This window comes from Aestuariivirga sp. (assembly GCF_037139295.1).
Classification (GTDB): Bacteria; Pseudomonadota; Alphaproteobacteria; order Rhizobiales; family Aestuariivirgaceae; genus Aestuariivirga.
In genome coordinates this window covers 1-4,080 of record NZ_JBAXGR010000179.1, presented here as the reverse complement: position 1 = coordinate 4,080, position 4,080 = coordinate 1, and the positions used below count along the sequence as shown (strand labels likewise).

General features: G+C 61.0%; 5 protein-coding genes. 2 read left to right on the top strand and 3 right to left on the bottom strand.

Annotated features, from left to right (window positions below; all coding sequences use genetic code 11):
- From WCJ41_RS20365 to WCJ41_RS20355, 3 genes are all read right to left on the bottom strand, one after another.
- Nucleotides 1–1,544 (bottom strand): toprim domain-containing protein (locus WCJ41_RS20365; protein ID WP_336907670.1); only part of this gene is annotated, 1,544 nt, incomplete at its 3' end.
- 281 nt (nucleotides 1,545–1,825) lie between these two features.
- Nucleotides 1,826–2,515, bottom strand: coding sequence for a recombinase family protein (locus WCJ41_RS20360; RefSeq protein ID WP_336907669.1), 690 nt, complete (start codon nucleotides 2,513–2,515; stop codon nucleotides 1,826–1,828).
- 95 nt (nucleotides 2,516–2,610) lie between these two features.
- A complete protein-coding gene (locus WCJ41_RS20355; RefSeq protein WP_336907668.1) occupies nucleotides 2,611–2,838 on the bottom strand; it encodes a hypothetical protein in 228 nt (75 codons plus the stop codon).
- 247 nt (nucleotides 2,839–3,085) lie between these two features.
- On the opposite strand from WCJ41_RS20355, the gene WCJ41_RS20350 reads away from it, so the two are divergent.
- Both WCJ41_RS20350 and WCJ41_RS20345 read left to right on the top strand, forming a co-directional pair.
- On the top strand, nucleotides 3,086–3,544 hold the full coding sequence (locus tag WCJ41_RS20350) for a hypothetical protein (protein ID WP_336907667.1): 459 nt from the start codon (nucleotides 3,086–3,088) through the stop codon (nucleotides 3,542–3,544).
- A 26-nt stretch (nucleotides 3,545–3,570) separates the two neighbouring features.
- Nucleotides 3,571–3,954 (top strand): hypothetical protein, encoded by a 384-nt coding sequence (locus WCJ41_RS20345; protein WP_336907666.1) that lies wholly within the window; start codon nucleotides 3,571–3,573, stop codon nucleotides 3,952–3,954.
- Nucleotides 3,955–4,080: the final 126 nt, after the last annotated feature.

Genomic DNA, 4,080 nt, shown 5'->3' with positions numbered 1-4,080 from the left:
CCCTTGGCTTTCTTCACGAACACGGCGGCATGGTTGGTGATCGTCAGGCGGCGGCGTTGACGGCGCTGGGCCTGATAGGCGCAGGAACGATAGAACGGGCATTCGGCACCATCCCCGGTGCGACATGCGACGGTCTGAACATCGAGGCCAGCACGGCCCACGGCACGCACAACGTCGGGGCGGCGGCACATCGCTTCGTTGAAGGCCTCGGGGTTATCAGCCTCGCGGCCTCGCCAAGAACCGATCTCGAATGTTCCGCCCAGCTCATCGCGGATGGCAATGGCGCGGGCCAGCAGCTCGGCGCTCAGTTCATTGTCGGGAACGGCCACTGTCGCATTGCGGAGATCTCCGGAGATCATGCGCTTGATGATGGCGCGCAGGGCGGATCTCGTCTTGCCGGTGCCGGTGCTTACCTTCAGGGCGACGGCGGGCATTTGGTCGGCATCATCGAGCGGTGCCAGTAGCTCGGCCATTGCCTCATTCATCGCAGTATCAAGGGCGGCATGGGCATCATCGAGCGTCAATGCGTTGGCGGGCTTCTGCTGCGGCGTGAGGGCGGCCTCGATGGTCTCGGCGACATAGGCCGGGCCACGGATCTTCAGTGCATCGTTGAAGTCGGATTTATCGCGGCGGGTCGAGGGCCAAGGCAAGGCTGTCAGGACGGTGCGGCCCTGCTTCCTCCAGCGCATGATGGCGGAGAGTGTGTGCTTTCTCACTTGTGCGTTGCGGGCGTCATCATCGAGTGCCACGAGGATGGTGCGGTCCTTCGGCACCGGCGTCAGGTCAACGGTGTGAACCGGGCCAATGGTCGCCCAGGTCTCGAAGCCGGTCGCATGCCAGATAGAAAGCGCGGTCTCCGGGCCTTCTGCGAGGATCAGAACGTCAGGGCGTTGATAGGCCTTGAAATGAACAGCGCCACCATATCGCGGCCCACGGCTTCGCTTGATCTTCTGGCGGCCACCCTTGCCATTGTCTTCCGTGACGGGCGTTCCGTCGAGCTGGAGAAGCACGCGCTGGATGGCGGTGTGACGGCCATCGGGGGCGATGCTGGCGAACACGGCACAGCGGGCAGCGGCGTTCCACCTGATGGATGTGGGCCAGGTCGAAGCCTCGATGCCACGGCTCCGGAGATAGATCTCGGCGGGTGTTCCGGCGATGGTGCGGCTGGCATCCCAGATCGCCCGGGCGTGACGTTCACCTTCGGCCTCGGGATCCGGTGCGTCATTGCGGCGCGGCTCAACCTTGCGGCGCTCGGTGGCGGGCATTCCCAGCCAGTCCTTCGCCCAGCTCACGGCATCGGCAACGCGGTGGAAGTCATGGGCCAGGGCGATGGCATCGAGCATGGAACCGCCACGGCCAGCGGAGAAGTCATAGATCGACGGCGCACCCTTGCCGCGCAGGCGCAGCTTCAAGCTTCCCTTGCGGCCCCAGCGCCACTCATGGCGGGCCTTGTGGGTCGGGGTGCCGAACAGGTCGAGGCATAGTTCCTCGGCGCGCTCGACAAGGGCTTCCTTTATGGAAACGAGGTCAGTCTCTCGGGCCATCGGTGGATCCGGTCAGGACCACCAGCCCCAGATAGGCCATCGCACCATGCGAAAAATTTGCATGTTGCAATTAACGGCGCGGCGTGCATTTTAGGGCGCATCGGCCTACCTCGGGAGGGGGTCGTAAAGAAAAGTCTCGCCCGGCAGCGTTCCAGCGCTTTGCCGGGCTTTTCTTTTTCCCGGCGGCCTTGAAGCGACGTTCAGGGTCACGAGGACTCGAACGCACAGAGAACATAGACGATTGGTGTCACAAGTCCAAGCTCTAGGTGCACTTACACCCGCTATACACAAGCAGCGGTGCGCTTCAGGATGTTGCTCACCTGAGCGGCGTTCCACTCGCCACCACGGGCGGTCTCGACCTTGCGGGCGGTCAGCTCGGCGGCGATGGCACGCAGGGAAGCCGCTCCAGTCTTCCGGATTGCCTCGATGACGGGCAGCACCCGGGCGGCATGGGCGTCAGCATTGGCCTTCTTGGTCTCGATGGATGAGGCGCGGGCCTTCTCGATGACAGGGCTTCCCAGCTTCACGCCACGGATCTTTGCAGCGGCGAGGGCATCCTTGGTGCGGTTGGAGATCATCTTGCGCTCTTGCTGGGCCAGCGCGGCCCACAGGTGCAGGGTGAAGCTGTCGCAATTGGCCCCCAGCTCGGCGACCACGAACTGCACCTTCTCGGCCATCAAGCCGCTGATGAAATGAACGTCACGGCTCAGGCGGTCCAGTTTCGCCACCAGCACCGGCACCTTGGCCTTGCGGGCTTCGGCCAGGGCAGCGGCCAGAACAGGGCGGCGGGCGAGGGCGTCGGCACCCTTGCCGGTCTCGATCTCAGTATGCTCGGCGATGATCTCGAAACCTTCAGCCTCGGCGAAGCGATGAACGGCGGCGCGCTGGGCCTCAATGCCAAGGCCTGATGCACCCTGCTTCGATGTGCTCACCCGGTAGTAGGCGACGGCGCGGCGGGTGGTGGCGGTCATCTGGGGTGCTCCCTGCTATCTGTAAACAGTATATACGGACGTATACACGTTTTACAATAGGGAAAGGGCTGGCTGGCAGCGCAACGACCTTCGTCTTAGAGAGCCCCGGAAAAGATCAACAGCCAGAACACCGCAAAAGGAACCCCCGTGATCAGGATGGCCTTTTGCTTCTCTGTCCCCCCCTTCACCAGCCGTCGATATATGAACCAACAGGCGAATATGGTGATGGCAAGGATGACGACGAAGTTGATGAAACTGAGTAGCGCCATTGTGTTCCTCTTAGCTGGAAAGCGGCAGTCGCCAATAGTGACGGGAAGTGTCATATTCGCCATCATGCTGGAAAAAATACATCCCCTCATTTGGATAGCCCTATTCTTTGCCATGACCGGGGTCGTTGCGAAATGGCGGGGCTATACTCCACACTATCACTACGTAGATCCCGCAGATGACTGCGCCTACAGTTCATCAAGGTGGGGTTGCTGACGACGGTTAATTTCGCCTTAACCCGGTTGCCTCACCCTGCTGGCGAACGAACGTTCCCCGCACATTCGCCCGAACGAGGCCCGAACCATGAGCATCCTATCTCTGACCTATGCCGAACTGGCCGAACGTCTCGGCGTCAGCGTCGATGGCGCACGCATGAAGGCAAAGCGGGCGGGGTGGCCGAAAGTAAAGGGCAATGACGGAACCATGCGCGTCACCGTCGAGGAAGCCGAACTAACACCAGCCGAACGTTCGCCGAATGTTAGGCCCACGTTCGCCGAACAGCCGAACGAACAGGCCGCCGAACAGGTCCGAACGCTTGAAGCCCACATTGCCACCCTCAAGGAACAGGTCGCCTCGATGCAGGATCAGCTCGGGAAAGCTGATGCGCTGGCGAACACCGAACGGGGCAGGGCCGAACAGGAACGGGAACGGGTGGCCGATTTGACGGCCCAGCTCTTGAAGCTCACCGCCGACATGATGGGGCTTCAGCAGGCGCACCAGGCCGAACGTCAGCGGCCTTGGTGGCGGCGGTTGGTCGGATAGGCGAGACAAAACGGGGGAATGCCAACATGAAGGGCGGAAAACTTCTGGCGCTAATTATAGCTTGCGGGTGGGTGGCATCGATTTTGTTGACCGCCTATGAGAAACCCCAAAGCTTTCTTTATTCGCCCTTTTATGTGGCTTTGGAGGCATTGGTTGCCGCCGTGTTCATTGGGCTTTTAGCTTGGCTTGCCTCTGACAAAACCCAGCCACTTTCGCTAATTGCGAAGCCGATTTGCTGGACATTCATAGTGCTAGGCATTCTCGGTTTTGGGCGGGCCTATGGGATATTTCGCGACGAAGGGCTGTCACCGGGTATAGCCGCGTTTTACGCGTTTACGGGGGTGCAGGGTGGTCTAATTGCTGCTGGTGTCACGGCGCTGTTGTTCCGCAGGAAGCAGGAAAATAAGTAACCCGAACCCATGCCTCACCGATTTTTTTAGTACTGGCATAGGGGGGTGGCAAAAAGGTTGCGCGAAGCCGTTTTGGGGATGTCCCGGTCGATGTAGAAATTCGCAGTGAGGTTGGCGTTGCTCTCC